This is a genomic window from Cohnella mopanensis (genome assembly GCF_022352055.1).
GTDB classification, from domain to species: Bacteria; Bacillota; Bacilli; order Paenibacillales; family Paenibacillaceae; genus Cohnella; species Cohnella mopanensis.
Genome location: NZ_JAKRWM010000006.1, coordinates 436,822 through 455,396, shown reverse-complemented (window position 1 = coordinate 455,396; position 18,575 = coordinate 436,822). Strand labels below are relative to the sequence as shown.

The 18,575-nt window shown below is 46.5% G+C and carries 16 protein-coding genes; 13 read left to right on the top strand and 3 right to left on the bottom strand.

Annotation, left to right across the window (positions count from 1 at the left end; translation table 11 throughout):
* Positions 1-2: 2 nt before the first annotated feature.
* The 4 genes from L3D05_RS12680 to L3D05_RS12665 all read left to right on the top strand — a co-directional run bounded on the left by L3D05_RS12680 (position 3) and on the right by L3D05_RS12665 (position 6,350).
* Positions 3-2,354: a glycoside hydrolase family 31 protein gene (locus L3D05_RS12680; RefSeq protein WP_239616413.1), complete on the top strand. Its 2,352-nt coding sequence runs from the start codon at positions 3-5 to the stop codon at positions 2,352-2,354.
* A 226-nt stretch (positions 2,355-2,580) separates the two neighbouring features.
* The gene (locus L3D05_RS12675; protein ID WP_239616412.1) at positions 2,581-3,210 is read left to right on the top strand and encodes a TetR/AcrR family transcriptional regulator; all 630 of its coding nucleotides are present in this window, start codon (positions 2,581-2,583) and stop codon (positions 3,208-3,210) included.
* Positions 3,211-3,265: 55 nt separating this feature from the next.
* Positions 3,266-5,587: an ABC transporter permease gene (locus L3D05_RS12670; RefSeq protein WP_239616411.1), complete on the top strand. Its 2,322-nt coding sequence runs from the start codon at positions 3,266-3,268 to the stop codon at positions 5,585-5,587.
* A 4-nt stretch (positions 5,588-5,591) separates the two neighbouring features.
* Positions 5,592-6,350 carry an ABC transporter ATP-binding protein gene (locus L3D05_RS12665; protein ID WP_239616410.1) on the top strand — a complete coding sequence of 253 codons (759 nt, stop codon included), beginning with the start codon at positions 5,592-5,594 and terminating at the stop codon, positions 6,348-6,350.
* Positions 6,351-6,554: 204 nt separating this feature from the next.
* Here the strand turns inward: L3D05_RS12665 and L3D05_RS12660 are convergent, their stop codons facing one another.
* Positions 6,555-7,088, bottom strand: coding sequence for a helix-turn-helix domain-containing protein (locus L3D05_RS12660; protein ID WP_239616409.1), 534 nt, complete (start codon positions 7,086-7,088; stop codon positions 6,555-6,557).
* A 140-nt stretch (positions 7,089-7,228) separates the two neighbouring features.
* Between L3D05_RS12660 and L3D05_RS12655 the strand changes: the two genes are divergently transcribed.
* The 7 genes from L3D05_RS12655 (at position 7,229) to L3D05_RS12625 (ending at position 14,695) form a co-directional block, all read left to right on the top strand.
* Positions 7,229-7,633, top strand: a complete 405-nt coding sequence (locus L3D05_RS12655) for a DoxX family protein (RefSeq protein WP_239616408.1) — start codon at positions 7,229-7,231, stop codon at positions 7,631-7,633.
* Positions 7,634-7,669: 36 nt separating this feature from the next.
* Entirely contained in the window at positions 7,670-8,740 is a 1,071-nt protein-coding gene (locus L3D05_RS12650; RefSeq protein WP_239616407.1) for an LLM class flavin-dependent oxidoreductase, read from the top strand.
* 227 nt (positions 8,741-8,967) lie between these two features.
* The gene (locus L3D05_RS12645; protein ID WP_239616406.1) at positions 8,968-9,591 is read left to right on the top strand and encodes a hypothetical protein; all 624 of its coding nucleotides are present in this window, start codon (positions 8,968-8,970) and stop codon (positions 9,589-9,591) included.
* Between the two features lie 171 nt (positions 9,592-9,762).
* Positions 9,763-11,631, top strand: coding sequence for a serine hydrolase domain-containing protein (locus L3D05_RS12640; RefSeq protein ID WP_239616405.1), 1,869 nt, complete (start codon positions 9,763-9,765; stop codon positions 11,629-11,631).
* Between the two features lie 121 nt (positions 11,632-11,752).
* Entirely contained in the window at positions 11,753-12,436 is a 684-nt protein-coding gene (locus tag L3D05_RS12635) for a Crp/Fnr family transcriptional regulator (protein WP_239616404.1), read from the top strand.
* 132 nt (positions 12,437-12,568) lie between these two features.
* The gene (locus L3D05_RS12630; RefSeq protein ID WP_239616403.1) at positions 12,569-13,147 is read left to right on the top strand and encodes a hypothetical protein; all 579 of its coding nucleotides are present in this window, start codon (positions 12,569-12,571) and stop codon (positions 13,145-13,147) included.
* An 87-nt stretch (positions 13,148-13,234) separates the two neighbouring features.
* Positions 13,235-14,695, top strand: coding sequence for an FAD-dependent oxidoreductase (locus L3D05_RS12625; protein WP_239616402.1), 1,461 nt, complete (start codon positions 13,235-13,237; stop codon positions 14,693-14,695).
* 109 nt (positions 14,696-14,804) lie between these two features.
* On the opposite strand, the gene L3D05_RS12620 is transcribed toward L3D05_RS12625, so the two are convergent.
* The gene (locus L3D05_RS12620; RefSeq protein ID WP_239616401.1) at positions 14,805-15,893 is read right to left on the bottom strand and encodes a M24 family metallopeptidase; all 1,089 of its coding nucleotides are present in this window, start codon (positions 15,891-15,893) and stop codon (positions 14,805-14,807) included.
* Positions 15,894-16,218: 325 nt separating this feature from the next.
* The gene (locus tag L3D05_RS12615) at positions 16,219-16,476 is read right to left on the bottom strand and encodes a hypothetical protein (RefSeq protein WP_239616400.1); all 258 of its coding nucleotides are present in this window, start codon (positions 16,474-16,476) and stop codon (positions 16,219-16,221) included.
* 160 nt (positions 16,477-16,636) lie between these two features.
* Between L3D05_RS12615 and L3D05_RS12610 the strand changes: the two genes are divergently transcribed.
* Together L3D05_RS12610 and rbsK are read left to right on the top strand one after the other, a co-directional pair.
* Positions 16,637-17,635, top strand: a complete 999-nt coding sequence (locus L3D05_RS12610) for a LacI family DNA-binding transcriptional regulator (protein WP_239616399.1) — start codon at positions 16,637-16,639, stop codon at positions 17,633-17,635.
* Positions 17,632-18,564, top strand: a complete 933-nt coding sequence (rbsK, locus tag L3D05_RS12605) for a ribokinase (RefSeq protein WP_239616398.1) — start codon at positions 17,632-17,634, stop codon at positions 18,562-18,564. The genes L3D05_RS12610 and rbsK overlap by 4 nt, the downstream gene beginning before the upstream one ends.
* The last annotated feature ends 11 nt before the right edge of the window (positions 18,565-18,575 follow it).

Sequence of the window (18,575 nt, the reverse complement as noted above, 5' to 3'; positions counted from 1 at the left end):
GCATGGAATTCAAGTCAACAGCATTAAACCAGCCCATCGACATGAGCGCGGATTTCGAGGAGGTTGCGGACCAGTATTTCTTTCCTTCCCATGTAACGGCCTTCAATCCGGATGAAAAAACAGGAACCCTGATGTGGAAACGTCATATGCGCAAACCTAGATTATCTTTTAACCAGATGGATTATCCGTTCACAGAGACGCCTTCGTGGGAGTTTCCTGAAGAGTATGAGGAATCGCCAACAAGCGAGTTCAAGCTGACCTTCTTATCGGACAGGACGCTACGGTTACGAATTCATACGCGGCCGAGAGCTGATCGGCAAGCTGCTGTGCCGTCTCTCATGCTGAACGAATCGGTGGAGACGTTGTCCTTACCTTGGGATTGCGTCAGTACAGAGGAACAGATTGTCTATTCAAGCTCAGCAGGCTCTGTCGTTATTCAACGTAACCCGTGGAAAATCATTCTTAGGGATCAAACGGGTCGTGTCTTAACGGAAACCCGCCACTTTAGCGATTGTTCATCTTTACTGAATGCGAATGGCCTTCCTTTTTCCTTCAAAAGAAGCACGGCGGATCTAAGCAACCGAATAGCGGCAAGCTTCCTTCTGCGACCGGATGAGAAGTTGTTTGGAACAGGGGAGTCGTTCACACGACTGAACAAGCGCGGGCAGAAGCTGAATCTATTTACGACGGATGCTTTAAGCGCCCAGACGCAGAAGACATATAAACCGATTCCTTTCTTTATGAGCAGCGAAGGGTACGGGATGTTTGTTCACACCTCCACGCCGCTAACCTTTGATTTCGGCGCTACTTATGATGATACGAATACTCTCTATACAGGTGAAGAGAAGCTGGATTTATTTCTGTTCATTGGTACTCCCAAGGAGATTCTGTCTGAGTATACGAAAGTGACGGGCCGAAGCCCGCTTCCACCGCTATGGTCATTCGGTCTCTGGATGAGTCGCATTACTTATAGCTCGGAGCATGAAGTTCGCGAGGTTGCGCTGAAATTACAGGAGCATGGAATCCCTTGTGATGTCATCCATCTGGATACAGGCTGGTTCGAGACGGATTGGCGCTGCAATTACGAGTTTTCGGGGGAACGCTTTGACGACCCAGGCGTGATGCTATCTGATTTGAAAGAGATGGGGTATCGAGTATCGCTGTGGCAGCTACCATATTTTACTCCAAACAACTCTTTATATGATGAAATCCTGGATAAAGGTTATGCCATCCGCACAACCGACGGGAGGCTGCCAACTGAGGATGCGATTGTTGATTTCAGTAATCCGGAGGCCGTTGCTTGGTATCAGAAGCAATTGGCAAGCCTGCTTAACCTCGGAGTCGCTGCCGTCAAGGTCGACTTTGGTGAAGCGGCTCCACTGAATGGCATCTATGCTTCGGGGCAAAGCGGGTTCCATGAGCATAATCTGTATCCCCTCCGTTACAATAAGGCAGCCTCTGAAATTACGAAGTCTGTCAACGATGAATCTATCATTTGGGCACGGAGTGCATGGGCTGGCAGTCAGCGCTACCCGATTCATTGGGGAGGAGATGCAGAGAATACGAACAGTGCCATGGCAGCAAGCTTGCGCGCCGGATTGTCGCTAGGCTTAAGCGGATTTTCGTTCTGGAGCCATGATATTGGTGGCTTCGTCAATAGCAGTCCGGAAGAGCTTTACAGCCGCTGGCTTCCGTTTGGAATGCTGACCTCACATAGCCGCTGTCATGGAGCACCGCCGACAGAGCCTTGGGCCTATGGCGAGGAATTCATGTCCTTGTTCCGCAAAAGCGCGAATTTGAAATATACCTTAATACCGTACGTTTATACCCAAGCCAAGCTGAGCTCGGAGTCCGGTTATCCTATGCTCCGCACTTTATTTTTTGAGTTTCCAGAGGATGCAGGCTCTTGGCTTATTGAGGATCAATATATGTTTGGATCCGATATTCTAGTGGCCCCGTTTTTTGAAGCAGAACAGGAGCGTAATGTGTATTTGCCTTCTGGGGAATGGTTTGATTATCAGACCGGCCTGCGTTATGAAGGAGGACGTTGGTACCGAATTGCAGCAGGTGAACTGCCGATTATTATGCTGGTTCGCTCGGGTGCAGTCATTCCTCATGCAAAGCCGGCATTGTCGACAGCTTTCCAAGATTGGGATGATCTTGATTTCGTCTTATTTGAAAGGGATATCAGTACAGATGAAGAATATACAGCTTCTGTCTTTGACCCGCGCGATCAATCCCTGTATGAGTTGATTGTCACGAGCAGCTCTATTCGTGAAGTTTACAAGAATAAAGCCACCTCTGTAGTTACACGTGAGGGGTGGAAGGTTAAAGCTCGTAACAGTTTGGTTTAATTAATAAAAGAACAGTTAGGGCGAAAATAGATGCCTTAACTGTTCTTTTGTTATACCCTTGCGGAAATATTATGTAGAATGATGAATTGGATTTATGCCTAATTAATCCCGTTTAATACTTATGATGATAATTAAAACGTTATCTTGACAAAATGATAGAATGACGTGTTATTATTAATGAAATTGATAGACAGACAGTCGGTCGGTTTGTGGAGGGAGTGTAAAGATGAGAGTTGTAAAAGAAGCTGAGGAACGCAGGAACGAAATAATTGACGCAGCTGATGAGCTTTTCGGTCAGAAGGGCTTTGACGGCACTAGTACAAACGATATTCTCGAAAAGGTCGGAATCGCGCGCGGAACGTTATATCATCACTTCAAGTCGAAGGAGGATATTATGGACGCTCTGATTGAGCGGTATAGTGTCCGTCTTTTAGGAACGGCGCAGGAAATTGCAGCAGACAAGAGCATACCTGTAGTCGAGCGCATTATTCGCGTTGTTATGGCACTGAACTTAAGTGGCGGAAGCAGCATGGAAATTATGGAGCATATTCACAAGCCGCAGAACGCGCTTATGCATCAGAAAATAGAAAAGGTCATCATCAATGGCGTTACACCGATACTAACGGGAATCATCCACGAGGGCATCCAGCAGGGACTATTCCACACGCCGTATCCGTATGAATGCATGGAAATGGTCGTGATCTATGCGAATACCGTTTTTGATGAAGATATGGTTCAAATAACGAGCGAGGAGCGTGCTTCACGCATACAGGCCTTTGTTTTCAATGTAGAAAGGCTGCTTGGTGTCAAAAGCGGAAGTCTTAAAGACGTAATGCAGATGTTTGGCAGTGGATAGAGGAAGCAATGAATAAATCGGGAAAATCCTTCGAGAATTCATACAGAGGTGAAATATGTATTATAGAATTATCCGTAATGACATTTTAAAGAGCAAAGTGATATCACTGACGACAATGATATTTGTCGCTGCCTCAGCTATGCTTGTTTCACTCGCGGCGATACTCGTCGTCAATCTTTCTGGAGCGCTGGATACGCTAATGACGCAAGCGAAAACTCCACATTTTATGCAGATGCACTCGGGTGAGATTGATACTGCGCGGCTTACGGCTTTTGCGGAACAAAACAGCAACATCGATGAATTTCAAGTAGTAGAATTTCTGAACATTGATGGCGCACGGATTATAATGGGTGATAATTCGCTTGCGAATAGCGTTCAGGACAACGGTTTAAGCGTACAGAGCGAAAAATTCGATTATCTTCTTGATCTGGACGGAAACGTCATCAACGTATCTGACGGCGAGATTTATGTTCCGATAAGTTATATGAAAGATAACACTGCAAAGATCGGCGATACGGCAGTAATAAGCGGAAAAGAATTTACCGTTGAGGGATTTCTCCGCGATTCGACAATGAATTCTTCACTTTCCGCCTCAAAGCGATTTCTTGTAAGCGACAATGATTATGCGGAAATAAAAAACCTTGGAAATATAGAGTATCTGATTGAGTTCAGATTAAAGGATATGTCGGCGTTAGGCGCATTTGAGACCGCATATACCTCCGCAGGACTTGAAATGAATGGGCCAACGGTTACATATTCGCTTTTTAGATTAATGAATGCGATTTCCGACGGGATGATGATTGGGGTTATCCTTTTAGTAAGTCTGCTTGTCGTTGCCATCGCGTTCATGTGCATACGCTTTACGCTTCTTGCGAAAATCGAAGACGATTATCGCGAAATTGGTGTTATGAAAGCTATAGGGCTGCGAATCTCCGACATCAAGAAGATTTATCTAGCCAAATACGCGGCAATTGCGGCGACAGGCTCTATTCTCGGTTTTGCTCTTTCGTTTGTTTTCAAAGGTGTGCTTCTCAAAAACATAAGGCTTTATATGGGGGGAAGTGAAAATTCTTCTTTTGCTGTAGCTGTAGGAGTCATCGGCATATTACTGGTATTCTTTGCCATTACGGCTTATGTTAACGCAATACTGAAACGCTTTCGGAAAATTTCAGCAGCGGAAGCCATACGCTTTGGCACCTCCCAGGACAAAAACAGAAGTGATAAGCGTTTTACCTTGAGCGGAAACAGGCTGTTTAACGCGAATATTTTTCTTGGTATCAAAGATGTTCTCTCAAGGAAGAGACTTTATGCAACAATGCTAGCTGTGCTGGTGTTTTCGACATTTATCATGATTGTTCCGCAGAACCTGTACAACACGATTTCCTCCAAAAGCTTCATCAGTTATATGGGGATTGGAAACTATGATCTGCGCATACAGTTGCCCGGAAATATCGATAATATCTCTGGAAAAGTTGCTGAAATCGTAAAGACGGTGAAAAACGATCAAGCCATCTCAAAGGTTGCCGTCCTTACAACAAAAACATTTAAGGCAAAAATGGAAGACGGATCTGAGGAAAATATTAAAATTGAACTCGGCGACCATTCGATATTTCCTATCAAATATTCTAAAGGCAGAGCACCCGCCGCGGATGACGAAATTGCGCTTTCGACTATATACGCCGATGAGATGAGCAAAAAGGTCGGCGATGTTATTACGCTGGAGATTGAGGGACTGGAGAAAGATCTCACGGTAAGCGGAATCTATTCCGACATTACCAACGGCGGCAAAACCGCCAAGGCCATAATCACAGACAATTCGGCGGGCATTATGTGGAGCATTGTCAGCGCTGAACTTTCGGATAAATCACTTGTTGATGCGAAGGTTACGGAATATGCAGACCATTTTGATTATGCAAAGATTTCAGACATTGATGAATTTGTTTCACAGACCTTCGGCTCGACAATAAGCTCCGTCGAAATAGCCTCCAACGTCGCGGTCGCCGTTGCGTTGGTTATAACTATATTGGTTACCTTGTTATTTATGAAAATGCTTGTGGCGAAGGACCGATATTCTATTGCCGTAATGAAAGCGTTCGGTTTTACAAACTCGGATATTAAGGCACAGTATGTTTCGCGTACGGTTTTCGTTCTGATTGTCGGAATTGTTCTCGGCACGTTTCTGGCAAACACCCTCGGAGAGATGCTTGCGGGTTTGGTTATTTCTTCGTTTGGAGCGTCGACGTTTAATTTTGCGGTAAATCCTCTTTCGGCGTATCTGTTTAGTCCATTAATGATGATTTGCGTGGTACTCATCGCAACAATGATCGGCACATCAGGCGCGGGACAAATAAAAGTATCCGAAAATATTAAGGAGTAGACATATGAAGAAGCTTATTATCGGTGATCATATCGTAAAGTCTTTCGGCGAGGGCGATGAACAGCGTATTGTTCTTAATGAAGTGTCCGTTGAAATAAACGAGGGCGAGTTCGTTGCAGTTATGGGACCTTCCGGCTCGGGAAAATCGACGCTGATGTTTGCGTTGAGCGGAATGGACAGGGTTGACGAAGGAAAGGTCGTTTTTGACAGCGGGGAATTATCGTCGGCCTCTGAGAATGAGCTTTCAGATATACGTAGAACAAAAATGGGATTTGTTTTTCAACAGCCGACTATGCTGAAAAATCTAAATATCCTCGACAACATCATTCTTCCGTCAATGCGCGACAACAGAAAAAACGTCGAAAAAATTTTGGAGAAGGCAAGAGCGCTTATGAAAAGGGTAGGCATTGCGGAGCTTGAAAGGCGAGACATTACGCAGGTTTCGGGAGGTCAGCTTCAACGTGCGGGAATATGCCGCTCGCTTATGAACAGCCCAAAAATCATTTTCGGCGACGAGCCGACGGGTGCACTCAACTCAAAATCTGCGGAGATGATTATGGATATATTTTCTGAAATTAACGCGGATGGTACTGCGGTTATGCTTGTAACTCACGATGCCAAGGTTGCGGCGCGGACAAAACGCATTATGTTTATGCGTGACGGAAAAATCGTAAGCGAACTGAACCTTCCGAAGTTTGAAGGGACTGATTTGGATGGTAGGGTCGAGAGAGTTATGGTGAATATGAGGGAAATAGGAATATAATCTAGTATTATGGACGAATTGGTGACGGGGTGATACTTGGGTGACATCCAAGCCTAGTACATATGGCGTTGTCTTCGGACAGGGGTTCGAATCCCCTCGCCTCCACCATAAGAACACTGACCGCACTGAGGTCAGTGTTCTTATGGTGGAGTAAATAGGGGGATCGTCCCAGTCCGAAGGAGGACCATAGCTAGTCGTTCACTCCTACTCCATTTCCGTGTATACAGAAATGAGAACAACGGCTGTATCATCACCTATATTCTTGACCAAATGCGGCGTGCAGGCATTCCAACTAAAGGAATCACCTTCCTTTAGCTCGACCGAGTCTTCTCCCTGTTCGGCGTAGATCGTCCCTTTGATAACCATATGCACTTCCTCGCCTTCATGCGCCAATGGAAGTGGGCCGGTTGAGGAGCCAGGGGGAAGTTCAACAATCCGCATACTTATATTCCTTGTGGAGCTTAAGTGTGTTACTCGAAGTGCTTCGTTGCCGCTTGTGGTGACCTTTCGTTCATCCTTCCGTACCACCTGCATGCGTTCTTCTTTTTTAAGTAGCAAGTAAGCCAGAGGGACCTTTAGTGCAGTTGCAATATTTTCTAAGGTGGAGATGGAGGGGGAGGTCTTATTCGTTTCCACTTGGCTCATAAAGCCTTGCGATAACCCCGTTTCCTCACAGAGCTGGGTAATCGTGATATTTTTTCTTTTACGAATTGTTCGTATGGTCGTACCGATATCCATGAGTCTCAGCTCCTCCAATATTACAAATACAAAATATAAATTAATATTAGCAAATTTCTCGTTGACATTCTAGGGGGTGTGGAATATAGTGTCTATACAAATATTATTTTTGTATTGCAAATATATTAGGGGGCGTAATAATGAGTAAAACATCTTTGGTATCCACGTTAATGCGAGTAGTGTTGGGAATATTATTTGTAGCGCATGGCTACGATAAATTTCAAATGGGGCTTGGAAATGTAGCGGCATGGTTTGAAAGTGTGGGAACGCCTGGGTTCTTGGCATATATTGCAGGTCCGCTTGAATTGTTTGGAGGAATCTTGCTAATTATCGGACTCTTCACGAGATATGTATCAGGGCTCTTCATCATTATGCTGATAGGGGCTGTTGTGACGATGAAATGGTCATTAGGCTTACTAGGTAATGGACAAGGCGGCTATGAGTTGGACTTGGCGTATATTATGATAGCTATTCATTTGATGGTTTCGGGATCTACAAAGTTATCGGTTGATCACATTCTGTTTGCAAAAGGTAAACAATCGTAACACCTTTTACAAATTTAAATGGAGGTGAAGATTGCCATGCAAGATGATGTAGGAATTAAAAAATCAGGAGTCGAAATCGGTCTCTATACGCTAGGGGATATAGGTCCAAACCCTCATACAGGTAAAACAATTAGCGCCCAACAACGAGTAAAGGAAATCATCGAAGCAGCTAAGCTTGCTGACGAGGCTGGACTTGAGGTTTTTGGGGTTGGCGAACATCATCGGCTGGACTATGCAGTATCTGCACCTCCAGTTGTGTTGGCAGCTATTGCCCAAGTAACCAAACAGATTAAATTGACAAGCGCAACAACCGTATTAAGCACGGTTGATCCTGTTCGACTGTTTGAGGACTTTGCTACCTTGGATTTGCTTTCAGACGGACGTGCAGAAATAATCGCCGGTCGGGGAGCGTTTGTAGAATCTTTTCCACTTTTCGGATATGACACGAGTGATTATGATGCCTTATTTTCTGAAAATATGGACTTGTTTATGCAACTCAATGAAGCGGAGAGTATCTCTTGGACGGGCCGCTTCCGCTCTGCCTTAAGGCAGGCTGAAATTGCCCCCCGACCTGTACAAAGTCAATTGCCCATATGGGTTGGCGTTGGGGGTACACCGGAGAGCGCAGCGCGTGCCGGCAGGTTAGGCGTTGGGATGGCTATTGCGATCCTCGGCGGCGATCCAGTCCGATTTATGCCGCTTGTCGATATATATCGTAAAGCTGGTATCGAGGCTGGTCATGCTCTGGAGGATCTCAAAGTAAGTGTAACGGGACATGGATACATCTCGAAGACGACCCAACAAGCCAAGGACGAATTCTATCCTTATTATTCAAATTATTGGTCTTATGTTAACCGGCAGCGAGGGATGGGGGGGAGCATGTCTAGAACGGATTTCGAACACATGGCAGGCCCGGATACCGCCTTATTCGTAGGTAGTCCGCAACAGGTCACCGAGAAAATCCTTCGTCAACACGAGCTGTTCGGGCATCGGCGTTTCATTGCTCAGATCGATATTGGCGGGATACCGTTTAAGAAAGTAATAGAGGGCATTGAGCTCTTAGCTACGGAAGTAGCACCCATTGTACGCAGGGAAACGAGTAAGTGAGAATTTTTCAATCAAAACTCCCGCGAATTGTAGTTTTGTACACCACGGTTCGCCTCCACCATGCCAAACCACAACCTCATGCGGTTGTGGTTTTTTGTTTTCTATTACTTTTAGTTGTAACTTAGCAAAATGTAATCAGGGTTACAGATTTGTAATCACATTAGATGATATAACAATAAGGGAAGCACGCAACGGATAAATATCTATTAATGAAAAGAGGAAATGGAATGAATGTAAAAAAGTTGGTTTTATCTATGTCAGGCACTTTCTTATTGGGGATCATCGTCGGAGCTACCTTGTTGTATAATAATTCGGTTTACAACTCAGTTAAGGATGTGCTGAATGGAAATGCCACGCAGAATTCAGTAGGCAACATAAATGGGATTGGTGGTATGACACAGATTAACGTTAGCGGCATGGATCTTGAAACAGCGCTGATGGCTGTACAGAACAATCGTGCAAGTTTGTTAGAGAGTCAGTTGAAAGATCAACTCGCATCCGTACAAGCCCGTAATGAAACCATTATGAAACTGAACCAATTATCGGGAGTTATTAATGAGGCGCTAGGGAAGCTTCCTTCAGATGCTAAGGCTGATTATGCCGTGCAGCTTGCTGACAAGGGTGCCATGTTTACTTCTATGGGTATGGCAATACCGAAAACAAAAGGGGAACTTCAGAGCCGGCTGGGACAAATCAAGACACAGATTGATAGTGCAAGCAACAGTCAGCAAATGGAAATGCTTCGCCTGCAAAGTCTAACTAATAAACGTAACGAAGCCTTCGATGTTATGACTAATTTTATTAAAAAAATGCAAGATTCAAGAAGCAGTATTATAGGAAATATGCGTTGATAAGTTAAAGCCATGATATTCAATGCTGCAGCTTGAAGATAGTCGTCGCAGATCATCATCTGTGGCGGCTTCTTTTTGTTTTTAAAACCCATATTTTACCTAAAATTAAGTATGCATCCATATATTCAAGCGATACACTTAGAGTAAACAATTCGATGGGTGTGAATCGATATGATCCTTACATGGAAATTCAGATTTCAGTCGGTGACTGCTATCCTTGCACTGGTCCTCTTTTTTTCTTCTTTACCTGCCGCTGCAAGCGCGCAAAATGCTTTGTTGGACGAAGATTCCATAACCGCATACATGGACGATTACTTCGAGAGCCGTTTGGATCGCATTACTGGAGGAGTTGTCACGGTTGTCACCCCAGAAGGAGTGTTGTTCGAGCGAGGATACGGCTATGCAGATGTGGAAAAGAAACTCGCCATAGATCCTGGGAAGACCGACTTTCTAGTCGGGTCTGTTTCGAAGCTGTTCACGACGACGGCAATTATGCAGTTGGCGGAAGAGGGAACCGTGCGTTTGGATGAGGACATCAACGGGTATCTTCCGGCCCCCATTCAGACTGGCAAAAAGCTCATTACGTTGGAGAACTTATTGACGCATACCGCAGGGTTTGACGAGACGACTAACGTTCAGGGAGAGAAGTGGCCGGAAACGGGAGAACTGGAGAGCTGGGAAGTAGTATCCATTCCACCCATTGTCCGGGAGCCGGGGACCGTCAAGAGCTACAGCAATTTCGGGATGTCTTTGGCGGGTTATATCGTGCAGACGATGTCGGGGCAGCCTTTCGTCCAATATGTAACGGATCACATCACTAGACCGCTTGGAATGGAGCAAAGCGGGTTCCGCCTCACGGACGAAATGAAATCGAACTTGGCCCATACATACGACTCGAAGGGGGAACCCCTCCCAGGAATAGGAATGAGATCCTTATATGTACCTGCGGGCGCTTTTGCGTCGACGGGGGAGGACATGGGCAAGTTCATGAGAGCTTTGCTTAACGGAGGAGAGTTGGCTGGCAAACGGGTGATGAAGTCAGAGACGCTGACACTCATGACGGATTTGCACGCGACTTATGAGCCGCAGTTCGGGGGCATGTCTTACGGCTTCTTTACGACAATTCGCCATGGCCTCAAGGTTTGGGAGCACGGTGGGGATATTTCCGGATGGCACAGTGGACTATGGATAATTCCGGAAAATAATGTAGGGGTGTTCATTTCGATCAACGGTGATGATCCGTACTTCCGTGAAGAGTTCATAAATGCGTTCATGAACCGGTTTTTCCCGGCTACGGTTTCGGTGAATGCTTTATCGGACGTGAAGGCGGTACATCCGGAGGGACTATCGGCAGCCAAGTATGAGGGCACGTATATCTCCACTCGGTATTCCGAAGCCTCGATAATAAAAATCGATAGCGTGTTCAACGATAATTTGAAATTCACGTTAAAGCGTAAAGACGAAGATTCATTGACTCTCAGGGGTCAAGACGGTGAAAATATCGATTTTTACCGCAGGGCGGGAGGAGTGTGGGCCAGTACCGACAGCGCATTCGCTGCCCGAGAAACGGCTGACGGCTTCTTCCTGCAGTTTGCCGGCTCGCCGGCGGTCGACTATAGGAAGATGGATTGGTTCGAAAACGAGTATCTACATAATGGAGTTCAAGCATTGTTGTTTCTCGCATTGCTGGCCTGCGGGGTGCATGGAGCGGTAATTTGTATTCGCAAAAGGAAGTTTGTCACGTTTCTTCCCGCTGCGGCCTCATGGATCAACTTGGCATTCGTGGCCGGGTTAACGGTGCTTTCCGTGATGGACTTCGGAAATAGTACGTGGACGCTTCTCCGTGTGCTACTGGCGTTGCCAGTGGCGTCGATTCTGGTTGCGATTGGGGCCGCGGTAACCGCCGTCGTCCGCAGGGGGAGAATTGGCACGGAATCTAGGTTTTTCTTATGGATCTATGTTTCGACGATTGTGCTGCAATTCGCGTTCGCTTGGTATCTTGAATACTGGAACCTCTTCGGCTGGTCGGGGATGGAATAGGATGTAAATCCGCAACCGTTTGAGGTTGTGGATTTTGCATTTTCGCTAATAATAATCTCGTTTTTTTTATTGATGGTATAATTAGGATTACATACAGTTATTGATACCGGAGGTTTTGATAATGAACCCGCAATTATTACGAGACTTTCCGCTTTTCGAGCATCTTAATGATGAACATTTAGCTGAAATTTCTAAGTTATGCAGCAAGTGCGATTATTCCAAAGGCGAGTCTATCTTCTTTGAAGGCGATGAGGGAGATGAACTCTATCTAGTGATGTCTGGAGTTGTTCAAATCTATCAAGATAACCATTCCAGGGATATCATTCTTTCTATTTTCAGAGAAGGCGATTTCTTTGGAGAGATGGCTTTACTGCAAAATGAAAAAGTGCGCTCCGCTTCCGCGAGGACAATCGAGAAGTCTACCTTATGCATTTTGAAAAAACGTCATTTCATTACTTTAGTAAAAAGCAGGCCTGAAATCCTGATCGGCATTTTGGAAACAACTTTAGATCGTCTGCGGGATGCCAATAAATTAATAACGGACTTGACCATTCTCGACGTGCGTACGCGCATTGCCCGTTTGTTGCTGCGACTAACGGAACAACATGGCGTAGCCTCTGCCGATGGTACTTTAATTGATTTGAAGCTGACTCATCAGCATTTGGCAGATATGACGGGAACGGCGCGCGAGACGGTGACGAAATTATTGCTCGATCTACAAAACGAGCAATTGATACGTATTGACCAGAAGAAAATAATCGTGTGCAGCATGGATAGGCTTAGAAAGATATTGGAGGCAATTTGAGTTTAATTATTTGCAAAATGTAATCTGGGTTACTGTTGTTGATGGTGATGCGTAGTGAGTCCCCTGAAATATCCCATTATGCTAGTATTTGAAGATATCATAATTTCAACATAAGGGTTGGCGATATCCACCATGAGAAAGATGGCTACTATTTTATTGTTCGCGGTTATTCTTGCAGGTTGCAGTTCAACGGGTACAAATAATCCCAACAAGGACTCGTCGGCCACGGTGGTACGAGACGTAAGCTGGGGCATGACGATGGGGGAAGTTAAGAAGCGTGAAAATTCCGATCCTGTTGAGGAACATGCGGACGAAGGGTACCTCATTTACAATGACTCGTTATTCGGCATGCCTGTCCAATTGATTTATGACTTCGATAAAGACAAGCTTCACGGAGTGGAATACGACTTCGAATCGGATAATACTTCATTCGATCAGTTATTGGAACAGTATCTCTTGCTTCGAGAGAAGCTCTCCGAGAAATATGGGGATCCGTCGAAGGATAACTATGATGCCATGACCGCGAATCAATCAAACGATGAGATATTGGAACGAATGAAACGTTTGGCAGATTCCATTCAAACCGTGTGGATGATTAAAGACAAGAAGACGAAAGTAAAGCTGAATGTCAGCGATTATGGTGGAGGATCGAACTTCCTGTACATTGTTTATTCGAATAGTTCGGACGAGGAACAAGAAACTAAACTATAGTGTGAGGTAGCACGTTTAAATAAATACCAGGAGTAACCCTGATAAGACTTTGAAATAACAACAGAAAAGGGGATATGAGTCTCTCCCATGACATTTATTAGGAGCAAACAACGCGCTATACTTATTATTTCCGTTTGTGTTTTGATGATAATATCCCTCTTTCCTTTATCTACCTTATTAGTAGCTTCAGAGAGACAGCAAAATTTAATCTCCTGCGGAGAACATTGCACTTCCGTCGACATTGTCGTAATAGGAAGCGAGCTTCAAGGCATCCTTCTCGCGAAGGCCGCCCGTGACCTTGGCCGTTCCGTCCTCGTGCTTGACCCCCGTGGAAAACCTGGGGGAGAACTCATTCAAGGAGAAATGCAATTTCTTGACGAGCCTCATGACAAGAAAAAGCGTAGCCTTGTGCAAGGCGAAATGAAACGGCTTTTCGATGGTTATAAATCAGGCAAAATACGCAGTACGGCGGATTTTCAAAAGTACTACGATCAATTACTCAAAGGAATTCCCATTCATAATAACATTACGATTTCATCTGTCCATTCCGTACCGAATAAAGAAGATCAAACGCTTCAATCGATTACTTATCGATTGAAAAACGATTTAACGCTTTATACGGTGAAGTCCAGTTATTTCGTCGAGAATACCGATTTTAATGCGCTGACCAGCAAACTCGATGTCCGTCGTATTCCGGGGATGGAAAGCTTGGGCATCGATCAGGATACTCCGGATTATATGTCGGCAACGATGATGCTAAAGTTCAAGAAGGTGGATTGGAACAAGCTTCACCAATCTTCCGTGAAAGAATATCCGCTATCCCATCTTCAGGAAAAATACGGGAAAAACACTTACGTTGATTGGAATATTGCAACCGGATACGGAAAAGTTATGAGTCAGTACAAACCCAAAGATTCACAGCTTTTGCTACGAGGAATTAATGCTCTCAATCAAAAGAATGGCCAGGTAATCATAAACGCTTTGCTTACATATGATGTTGATCCTTCAGATGAGGCCTCCGTTCGGAACGCCATTCAAAAAGCCAAGGCGGAAGCTCCGTTCATACTCGAGTTTCTACGCAAAAAAATGCCCGGCTTCGAAAAGGCCGAACTAAACGGCTTTCCCGATTATCTATACATCCGTGATTATAATCGTTTTGAAACGGATTACATTCTTAACGATTCGGATATTCGAAGCAGTCGAATGTTCTGGGATAATGTCAGCATAGGCGGATATGCGATGGATTTGCAAGGTACGAAAAAGATTCCGTCCGGCATTGGGTTCGGAGTGCCGGATCGTTACGGCATGCCGCTGCGTTCCTTTATGTTAAAAGGATACGAGAATGTGATCGTCGTAGGCAAAAACGTCGGCGCCACAATCAAAGCATATGGAAGTGCCCGCATTATGGCGAACAACGGCTTAGCCGCGGAGACGATTGGCATCATCTTGGGGAGAGAGTTTAAATCCCATAGACTGAAGCAATTGACACCGCAGGATTTTACTAGAATCCATAAATATCTAAAGAAAGATTATCATATTAGCGTATAGAGATAACGAGCTTCCACGCTAGTATTGGTTACTCAGTCTTAAGCGTCTATCGAAAAGCAAATAAAATGGGGTGGTCCGCTAAGCGGGCCACCCCATTGCTATCATCATGTTATCCAATAACCGTCAGCTGTTTCGAGAATGAAGTCAGAACCTCGACCCCGTCCTGCGTGACGAGAACATCGTCCTCGATTCTGACGCCTCCGACGGAAGGGACATAGATACCCGGCTCGACAGTGAAGACCATGCCCGCCAGTAAGAGATCCTCGTTTCGCCCGTGGATGGACGGATACTCATGAATGTCCATTCCGAGGCCATGTCCGAGCCGATGATTGAAATAAGGGCCGTAACCCGCACTTTCGATCGACTCGCGGGCGGCGCGGTCCAAGCTGCCGAAGGTGACGCCCGGACGGATGGCTTCGATGGCTTTGAGGTTCGCGTCCAGCACGGCACCGTAAATTCCTTTTATCTCATCCGAGATGTCCCCCACTGCAAATGTCCGGGTAATATCCGAGGCATAACCGTCGGCGTATACGCCGAGATCGAACAAGAGCAGCTCGCCTTCCGCCACTTTACGGTTATCCGGGGTGCCATGCGGCAGCGCCGACTTAGCGCCGGACAATACCATCGTCTCGAAAGAAGGCCCCTGCGCCCCCAGTTTCTTCATCTGATATTCTAACTCCGCTACAAGCTCGATTTCCGTGACGCCAGGCTTCACCTTGGACACGCCTAAGCGTAGTACATCCTCGACGATAAGCGCGGCACGTTTCATCCGCGCGACCTCGTCCGCAGTCTTGATTGCGCGCATCTCACGAAGCGGAGAACCAATATCGACATATGTTGTCGCTTCGACCGCCGCGCTGATCGCTTCGAAGCGTTGGACGCTTAGATCCTCTTTCTCCACGCCAAGATTACGAATGCCGCGGGGCATCAGCTTGCTTAGGATTTCAATGGCATCATCCGTATCCGAATGAGCATGAATATTCTTAACAGAAGAGGCTGCTTGGGCGGCTTCGAAGTCGAGCGCCGGCAAGAGCAGCACTGCCTCTTCTCCTTTCGCCAGCAGCAGTCCAAGGAACCTTTCGTGGGGATCGGTTGCAAAGCCGGTTAAGTAATAGACATGCTTCGGAGAAGTAATCAGCATCGCATCCATATTGTTGTTATCCAAATAGGCATACAGCTTGTTCATTCGAGAAGTCATTTCTTCAACGACCTTTCCTCTTTATTCGTTACTGCTTATGAGCCGACCCGATGCACAGGGGCATGAAGGCCAAAAAAGTGCCTTGAATGAGCCGACTGGCGATGCACATGGGGCATGAAGGCCAAAAAAGTGCCTTGAATGAGCCGCAACAGCCTGGTTTGGGCACGAAGGCCAAAAAAGTGCCTTGAATGAGCCGCAACAGCCTGGTTTGAAGCACGAAGGCCAAAAAAGTGCCTAGAATGAGCCGCAACAGCCTGGCATGAAGTGCGAAGGCCAAAAATGTGCCTTGAATTGCTCCCGGGGGGTCTAAGCATTAACCTTTATTCTACTTAAACCGTTGAAGAGTAGCCAGCTTATGCCCATTGGGATATTCTTGCTTCCTCGGCGTCGGATGGGAATTCAAACTATTAGGTTCTGTCCCTCGACGATTCGGATGAATTGGCTGCGACCCGCTCAATGCGTCTTCAATCTTACCGTTACGGTATCCGTAAATAAGATCTGCATGTTTACCCTCGGACCATGTATGAGCGGGGGCTATCGCTACCCGGTAACGATGGGTGATCTCGCTTATCGTGCGATTCAATAGGTTAATCTCCTGATTTATTAATTATTATGAAAACGGTTGCAAAACAAATTTCGACATGATATAGTATGAATTAGAAACCGCTTTCTGATTTGAATAAAATTGTGTAACCGGTTTCTGAAACCGAAATTGGATTGGAAGAAATGACGGTGATAAGCGAATGAAACCCAATATTCAACATGTTGCAGAACGAGCGCAAGTCTCCAAGGCGACGGTATCGAGAGTGCTTAACGACAATCCTCAAGTCAAAGGAGAGATCAAGGAGCGCGTTCTTCGCGCGATCGAGGAGCTCAAATATCGTCCAAGCACGATTGCGAGAAACTTGGCGACGAACCGGACCAATACGATTGGACTGATCCTGCCGGATATTACGAACCCTTACTTCCCGGTACTGGCCCGGGGGATCGAGGATGCGGCGCACAGGCTCGGATATACACTCTTTATAAGCAATACGGATAATGATCCGAAACTAGAGCAGGATATTATTTACAAAATGGTGGAACAACAAGTCGGGGGAATCGTGCTTATCTCATCGACGCTCGACGAGCAGACAGTCAACGATCTGACGAGCTTGCAAACGCCTATCGTGCTTTGTGACCGACTAATCGAGAACAAACCGTTCGACGCCGTGTCGATCGACAATTATAAAGCGGCGCAAGAGGCAGTCCATTATTTGATCGGACAGGGACATACTAGAATCGCCCACCTAGCGGGTCCTAAAAATATTCAATCGGCGGTAAGTCGAAGAACGGGCTACGTAGACGCCATGCTTGCGGCGAATCTCGAGCCGTTCGTCAGCGTCGGCACCTTCAGCTACGAATCGGGGGTGCACCAGATGGGGGATTTGATTGAGGAATACGGACCGACGGCCATATTCGCCGCGAACGATCTTATGGCGCTTGGAGCCATGCACGAAATCTATCGCCGCGGATTGCGTGTGCCGGAGGATATTTCGATCTTCGGCTGCGATGACATTGCTTTCTGTGCCATGTCGCGACCGATGATGAGTACGATTTCGATACCTGCGTATCAGATCGGAGTTACCGCGGTGCAGCTGTTAGATGATCACATGAAGGGGGTGAGGTCGGGCTCGAAAAACGTGATTTTGGAGCACAAGCTTATACACAGAGAATCATGTAACGGGGTGGACCAGAAATGAGTGCTAGTATTGTAGTCGTAGGGAGCCTAAATATGGACATGGTGGTCAGCCTGAACCATCGTCCGGACCGGGGAGAAACCGTGTTAGGCAAAGATTTCTTTATGAATGCCGGCGGCAAAGGGGCCAATCAGGCGGTCGCGGCCCGCAAGCTCGGGGCTGAAGTGGCGATGATTGGGAAAGTGGGCAATGACTTGTTCGCCGATCAATTGCTTGCCAATCTGGAACAGGTCGGGGTCGATTGCAGCGCGATCGAGAAAACGGCCGAGGAAGCGACGGGAGTAGCGTTCATCACGTTGGACCCGCAAGGCGATAATAGTATCGTCGTCGCCGCAGGAGCCAATCTTCGGCTAACGCCGGAGGATGTGCGCAAGCAGGAGGGCCTGATTAAGCAGGCCAAGCTGCTCATGGTACAGCTTGAAATTCCGCTAGAGACGGTGAAGGAAGCGATTACGATTGCGAAGCGGCATCAGGTACCTGTTCTACTTGATCCTGCGCCAGCGCAGGAGCTGCCGAAAGAGCTGCTCGCAATGGTCGATTACATTCTTCCTAACGAGATGGAAATTGCCCAGTTGACCGGCGTTGAGGTTTCCGACCAGTTGTCGGCCAAACTTGCGGCTGTCGAATTAATCAACAAGGGCGTGTCGACCGTATTTGCGAAATTAGGGGAAAAAGGCGTCGTTGTCGTAGGCGCGAATCGAACCTTCTTCGTGGAACCTTATAAAGTCGATGCTGTTGATTCCACGGCGGCAGGAGATGCGTTTGCAGGTGCGGTAGGAGCGGCGCTCGTCAATGGCAAAGACATCTGGGCGGCCGCGAAATTCGCCTCCGCCATCGGTGCGATTACAGCGACGCGCAAGGGAGCGCAAGCTTCCATGCCGATGCTAGAAGAAGCTGAAAAATTCATTAAAGAGGCAGCACACAACCAGTGATCAAAGGGGAG

Bases quoted from the DNA above. Each gene is read 5' to 3' on its own strand.
- L3D05_RS12680 (WP_239616413.1), top strand. From the start codon at position 3: ATGGAATTCAAGTCAACAGCATTAAACCAGCCCATCGACATGAGCGCG.
- L3D05_RS12675 (WP_239616412.1), top strand. From the start codon at position 2,581: ATGAGAGTTGTAAAAGAAGCTGAGGAACGCAGGAACGAAATAATTGAC.
- L3D05_RS12670 (WP_239616411.1), top strand. From the start codon at position 3,266: ATGTATTATAGAATTATCCGTAATGACATTTTAAAGAGCAAAGTGATA.
- L3D05_RS12665 (WP_239616410.1), top strand. From the start codon at position 5,592: ATGAAGAAGCTTATTATCGGTGATCATATCGTAAAGTCTTTCGGCGAG.
- L3D05_RS12660 (WP_239616409.1), bottom strand. From the start codon at position 7,088: ATGGATATCGGTACGACCATACGAACAATTCGTAAAAGAAAAAATATC.
- L3D05_RS12655 (WP_239616408.1), top strand. From the start codon at position 7,229: ATGAGTAAAACATCTTTGGTATCCACGTTAATGCGAGTAGTGTTGGGA.
- L3D05_RS12650 (WP_239616407.1), top strand. From the start codon at position 7,670: ATGCAAGATGATGTAGGAATTAAAAAATCAGGAGTCGAAATCGGTCTC.
- L3D05_RS12645 (WP_239616406.1), top strand. From the start codon at position 8,968: ATGAATGTAAAAAAGTTGGTTTTATCTATGTCAGGCACTTTCTTATTG.
- L3D05_RS12640 (WP_239616405.1), top strand. From the start codon at position 9,763: ATGATCCTTACATGGAAATTCAGATTTCAGTCGGTGACTGCTATCCTT.
- L3D05_RS12635 (WP_239616404.1), top strand. From the start codon at position 11,753: ATGAACCCGCAATTATTACGAGACTTTCCGCTTTTCGAGCATCTTAAT.
- L3D05_RS12630 (WP_239616403.1), top strand. From the start codon at position 12,569: ATGAGAAAGATGGCTACTATTTTATTGTTCGCGGTTATTCTTGCAGGT.
- L3D05_RS12625 (WP_239616402.1), top strand. From the start codon at position 13,235: ATGACATTTATTAGGAGCAAACAACGCGCTATACTTATTATTTCCGTT.
- L3D05_RS12620 (WP_239616401.1), bottom strand. From the start codon at position 15,893: ATGACTTCTCGAATGAACAAGCTGTATGCCTATTTGGATAACAACAAT.
- L3D05_RS12610 (WP_239616399.1), top strand. From the start codon at position 16,637: ATGAAACCCAATATTCAACATGTTGCAGAACGAGCGCAAGTCTCCAAG.
- rbsK (WP_239616398.1), top strand. From the start codon at position 17,632: ATGAGTGCTAGTATTGTAGTCGTAGGGAGCCTAAATATGGACATGGTG.